The 5,204-nt window shown below is 40.1% G+C and carries 8 protein-coding genes and 1 pseudogene; 2 read left to right on the forward strand and 7 right to left on the reverse strand.

Annotated elements, in window-relative coordinates; translation table 11 throughout:
• Positions 1-206 precede the first annotated feature (206 nt).
• The 5 genes from HMPREF3179_RS06645 to HMPREF3179_RS06660 form a co-directional block, all read right to left on the reverse strand.
• On the reverse strand, positions 207-503 hold the full coding sequence (locus HMPREF3179_RS06645) for a contact-dependent growth inhibition system immunity protein (protein WP_070470220.1): 297 nt from the start codon (positions 501-503) through the stop codon (positions 207-209).
• Positions 504-508: 5 nt separating this feature from the next.
• Complete coding sequence (locus HMPREF3179_RS12660) at positions 509-721, reverse strand: RNase A-like domain-containing protein (RefSeq protein WP_083290711.1); 213 nt, start codon at positions 719-721, stop codon at positions 509-511.
• 29 nt (positions 722-750) lie between these two features.
• Positions 751-1,338, reverse strand: coding sequence for a hypothetical protein (locus tag HMPREF3179_RS06650; protein ID WP_083290712.1), 588 nt, complete (start codon positions 1,336-1,338; stop codon positions 751-753).
• A gap of 279 nt (positions 1,339-1,617) precedes the next feature.
• The gene (locus HMPREF3179_RS06655) at positions 1,618-2,493 is read right to left on the reverse strand and encodes an IS3 family transposase (protein ID WP_115075203.1); all 876 of its coding nucleotides are present in this window, start codon (positions 2,491-2,493) and stop codon (positions 1,618-1,620) included.
• Positions 2,490-2,777, reverse strand: coding sequence for a transposase (locus HMPREF3179_RS06660; RefSeq protein WP_036561006.1), 288 nt, complete (start codon positions 2,775-2,777; stop codon positions 2,490-2,492). The genes HMPREF3179_RS06655 and HMPREF3179_RS06660 overlap by 4 nt, the downstream gene beginning before the upstream one ends.
• 75 nt (positions 2,778-2,852) lie before the next feature.
• Here HMPREF3179_RS06660 and HMPREF3179_RS12665 point away from each other — a divergent pair.
• Together HMPREF3179_RS12665 and HMPREF3179_RS06665 are read left to right on the forward strand one after the other, a co-directional pair.
• Positions 2,853-3,005, forward strand: a pseudogene (locus HMPREF3179_RS12665) (hypothetical protein); the annotation flags it as partial.
• Between the two features lie 42 nt (positions 3,006-3,047).
• On the forward strand, positions 3,048-3,635 hold the full coding sequence (locus tag HMPREF3179_RS06665) for a tyrosine-type recombinase/integrase (protein ID WP_371441419.1): 588 nt from the start codon (positions 3,048-3,050) through the stop codon (positions 3,633-3,635).
• A 175-nt stretch (positions 3,636-3,810) separates the two neighbouring features.
• Here the strand turns inward: HMPREF3179_RS06665 and HMPREF3179_RS06670 are convergent, their stop codons facing one another.
• Entirely contained in the window at positions 3,811-4,101 is a 291-nt protein-coding gene (locus HMPREF3179_RS06670) for a hypothetical protein (RefSeq protein ID WP_036561008.1), read from the reverse strand.
• An 8-nt stretch (positions 4,102-4,109) separates the two neighbouring features.
• Positions 4,110-5,156: a type ISP restriction/modification enzyme gene (locus tag HMPREF3179_RS06675; RefSeq protein ID WP_197050895.1), complete on the reverse strand. Its 1,047-nt coding sequence runs from the start codon at positions 5,154-5,156 to the stop codon at positions 4,110-4,112.
• Positions 5,157-5,204: the final 48 nt, after the last annotated feature.

Raw genomic sequence — 5,204 nt, forward strand, 5'->3', positions numbered from 1 at the left:
AAGGAAGTTACACAAAATTATTTACAGGCTCCATTTACACAAAAATATCTACAGGCTCCAAAAAGTTGACAATTAGCATACATTTCTTTTCCTTTTTAAAATTAACCTGAAATAATCAATTTAGCATCCGTTTTTAGTAACTCTTCACCATTTGGATATACTACCACTACCCTAACTCGGTTTTTAAGTTGAGTTTTTTTGTTTGGTTACACCATGTCCGGATAATGCTTCTTGATGGTTTCTCGAAGAAGCGTAAAAAAATTGCTAACCGAAGCGATTTCAACCTCTGGCGAAAACTGCTCCTCAAAGGCACCATCTAGATCATTACGAAAGTCCTCTTCAAAACGAGCGATATCCTCCAATAACTCATGTAATACTATTTCATCCACATACGAAACATAATAATCTACAGCGCCCTCCAAAGTGGAGCAATCACAAATAATATACATATCCTGATTGAGATACCCACCCATTAATGTATATAACACATTGTATTCATTCATATTATTCACCTAATCGGATATGAGGTTAATATATAATAGTCCATGCCATTATACTTTTCTGGCTTTAACACAACTCTCAACTTTGAAACCTTAATGTAATCAGATGAGCCTTTCTTCAAGCTACCCCCAACTTTATATCCAGCATTAAACACTATCACCAGGGCATCTCGTCTCCCTGACTTTACCCACTGTTCGATAACAAACCTATTAGTACGCATTGCCTCAGAAATAGCACGCTCAGCTGTTCTTAAATTAAAAAAGAACTAACAACCCCACCCGGCACACGCTCAGTATTGAGCCTATGTGCAAGAGCTTGTTCATTTTTCCCGACATGCTTACTAATCGTATGTCCGCCAATCTGCGAACCAGCAACAGCCTCATGCTCAATGAGCTTTATTCTACCCGCCCGAATGGCGGCCACCCTAACCGCGCCTATAGCAGAGGCAAACCCTATTGGAACTGCCAAATCTACCGTCAGGGCAATTATATATGCCGTCTCTTTTTCAGTACCTAACATTTCTGCTGTTGCGGCAACTGCTTGAGCGGTTGTTGTGTTGGTTGGTCTCCCTGCTATGATTTGATTAAAAGAAGAATGAACCACATCCGCGGCATGCCCTCCAACTACGACACAACCTACTTTTGTCAGCATAGTAGGGTCTGGAGCGGCACACATACCACCAGCAACGAGCATTTGAAGCATACCACCAACAAGGCCTACACCTCCCCATAAGCGATTGCTCAGTACTTCTCCTTCGCTAATGGAGGCATTATGAAGTATGCCAGCCATCTGAACCGGTGATAGTACTATTTGTAACCCGTCTTCTTTGTTTACCATGAGCACTCCTCAGTTAATAAATACAGTTGCCCATACTAATCACTGATTCTTACGCTTTTATGACGCTTTTTTAGGCTTATCCGTTAAAATTCATCCGAGGTTGGAAAACTATAGCAATGGTTCAAAAGTACGCTCACTTGAATGCCGGCCATTTAGCTGAGTACGCTCATATGAGTGAAGTAACGGAAAATTTACGGAACAGTGAGCTAGTGAAAAATGGGTTTGCCGCTTGACGGAGCAGCAAACCCATGGATATACTACACTTTTCTATACAGCTAGTTAAGTTACGTTGTTTTCTGATAGCCACTGTTCATACTGCTTTGGAGACATACCCAATGAGGTATGGATGCGTTCTTCTGGGTAGTATCTATCTAAGTAGTGACGAAGCATCACCTCCATTTTAGCCTTTGTTAAGTGACGATTGGAATTAACCACCTCAGTTTTTAATGTTTTAAAAAAAGACTCTGCAACTGCATTATCAATCGGTTTACCTGGATGGCTCATGGATTGCTGTAAACCATATTTTTCACATAATCCAGCCATCTCATAACTACGATATTGGCTGCCTTGATCACTATGAATGACAGTTCCTCGTTTGGCATAACCTGCTTTAATTAAACGTTTAAGTGGTTCTATGACACAAGGCATTTTCATGTTTTCCGTCACAGCACACGCCTTAGGCGCGCGAGTTGCTAAATCCACATACACCGTTAAATAAAGCACCCCATCACTACAATTAACATAGGTAATATCCGTCACAAAGACAGCATTCGGTTTTACCGAGAAGAAGTCACGATTTAATAAATTTTGATACAGTGAGGCGCTACTTTTAAGGCGTTGCTGTCGATTCTTTAGACGCCTACGGCTATAGACACTCACTAAACCAGCCCGCTGCATTAACATCGCCACAACACGTTTATTAGTTTCAATACCTTCTGCATAGAGTTGTAAGGCTATTCGCGGGGAACCATAGCGGCCTTTATGTTGTTCAAACACGCGTTTAATTTGAGTCGTTAACCACTCATGACGTAACATAGTAGCCGAGGGCTTACGTTTACGATAAATATAATAGCCCATCCGACTGACATTCAGGAGTCTGCAAAGAAGTAAAATACTGTGATGTGCGGCTTCTCTGCAAATAAATTCAAACCTTATCGTTTTTGACTCTTGGCAAACTCCCTGAACTTTTTTAAGATCGCATTCTCCTCTTGAAGACGTTTAATCTCTTTTTCCAAGGCATACACTTTAGCCCCTTCTGGTAGTCGAACGCCTTTGCCTGTAAAGGCATCTTTACTATATCGTTTATACTCGGCAAGCCAACGAGAAACAATCGGTCGTGAAATAGCATACTGCTTCGCAACTTCAGTCACCGTGTATGTGCCCGTTGTGATCGAGTGGCAGACTTGTAGTTTAAATTCTTTAGAATACGTTTTGCGCATAAATAATCACCTGCTTTGGTTGAGGTAACTTAACTGCGAGTCAACTAAAGTGTAGTATATCCAGGCTACCTTCCATTAGATGAAATTACACCACCCGTGGTTACCAGCACTATCAAAACAATTGAAGCTAGAGGCGTCCATGATCACGCTAACAGGTGCTTGCAAAGAGTGAATAGGATTTTAGATTACGCAGTACAACTCGGAAACATACCTTTCAATCCTTGCCACTCCTTAAGTGGCTTAGTTACTCTGCCACCGACCCAACATCAACTGGCTTTAGCACAAGATGAGCTGACTACATTCTTCAAACGCTTGGAAGAGCAACCAGCCGATCTATTATCAAAACTAGGACTTATTTTTTTAATAATTACTTTTGTTCGAAGTACTTCTTTGCGTACGATGGAATGGGAAGATGTAAATTTTAAAAAGAAAGAATGGCTAATCCCCAAAGAAAAGTTCAAGGGCAAAAAAATTGATCTTGTCGTTCCTTTGTCAGACTGGGCTATAGAAATTCTTGAAACTCTTTATGAAAACTCACGACTAAAGCAAGGCTATATTTTTCACCAGCAAAGAAATGTTTATAAACCCATGAGTGAAAACACGTTGACCGCTTTAATGTGGCGTATGGGTTATAAGGATATTGCCACCCCTCACGGATTTCGCTCTCTAGCCACTGACGTTCTCAATGAAAATAACTATAAACCCGATGTAATAGAACGCCAAATGGGGCATGTTGAAAAAAACTCGGTGCGTCGTGCTTATCATCGAGCAGAGTACCTTGAAGAACGTAAAGAAATGATGCAGTGGTATTCTGATTGGATTAGAGAAAAATACCGCAAAGCAGGTCAATCTCTCTAAACTAGTTTTTAACTATTTACGAAAGGCGTGTTGGTGCTCTACACTTCTTTCGTACTGGCTTTGCAACTTCTTTATCACTAAAGGAGTTGCAAATACTACAAGAAAGAATCGATAAGCATTTCAGCACAGTAGCCAAACGGATGCAGTCGACAACAAAACGCTACAGTAGATGAGATTAGCTATGCGCATTAAATCGGTGCTTACCGGTTTTAATAAATAGCTTACAAAAAGCCTCCCAATCGTGGACATAGACTAGGCTCTTGCCAGGATTTTGCTCATCAGGCATGCAAGTTGAACCAAACGCACTTTCTTTCCAGAAATCATAAAAAGGCAGAGTCTCAAGATCTATCTCTCTTACTAGCCAATAGAATTGGTCTGAGCTAGTGCTTTTGTACCTAACAGGCTTAATACCAAAAAATGCAAATTGATCCCATTGTTCATTCAGTGGTTCTAGATAATTACTCATAATTTAGGCTACGCTTTTTTCAAATCAAGTTTTGGCAAATTGTTCACTATTTTCATCGTTTCTAAGCTCACTGTAATCACTCGTTGCAACAGTTCAAGTGGGTATTTTGGATTCCCCATTGTTTCAATTGCCCAATCATTAGCATCATTGCTAATACCGCTGGCTTTATGAGTGGTTACCGCTTGGCGTTCCATGACCCAAGCGATAGCAGATTTGCTATTGACCACGTAATCGTATGCTTCTTCAGGAATACCTTCAAGCGTGATTTTACCGTTATAAATGATTTTGCTAAGGTCATCGACTCGCTTACCTGTTTCCTCATCGATCTTTTTAGGATGCTTCATTTTAGTAACGTAAAAATCAGTCGAACTTGCACTAACAAAGTCATTTCCATCATGTTTCAATGTACCACTGAACTTCACAGGGTACTTCTCAACCTCTTCATAATTAATGTGTAAATCAGCCAGTTTACGACCAGCGTCACTAAAGGCATTAAAATCACTGAAGGTTTTAACTCGCGGAATACGAGGTAATTCTTTACTTAAATTATGTTGAAAACGGCTACGGTAATCTTCGCTATGCAAGATGCCATAAACGTAATAAAAAACATCTTCTTTTGTTAGCGGATTATCAGGATAAGCCACTTGGAAATGCGCTAAACCCTCATCTGTTATAGCGTCACGGCGGTTTAGGCCAGAGTTGTCTTCATTAGCGAAGAGTGTGTTTTGTTCATCGCTATCTTCAATTGCTTGTTCATCGTAGAGGTAGAGAGGGAAGCATTGTCCTTTTTCAATATTATCAAGATAAGGTAAATAATTCGAAATTAATACCGAAAACGTTTTTGAACCAACCCCTGTTGCTTGGATAACCAGATTTTCCGCATCAGCTGTCGGAAAAATACGAGGCATTTGAAGAACCATTTCATTAAAATTTCGATTAAAATACATCCACTGTTTTGTAAACGGCCTGTAAAGTGCTCGATAAATTGAATTATCATCTAACTTAAAATCAGAACCCTTTGCTAACTCTTGCTTTAAAGCACGAGTCCAACTAATCTGTGTAGGATCATTTGATCCTAGTCAGAAAAGTAGACAAACACTCCC

It is taken from the genome of Oligella sp. HMSC09E12 (assembly GCF_001808505.1).
In the GTDB taxonomy this organism is placed as follows: Bacteria; Pseudomonadota; Gammaproteobacteria; order Burkholderiales; family Burkholderiaceae_B; genus Oligella; species Oligella urethralis.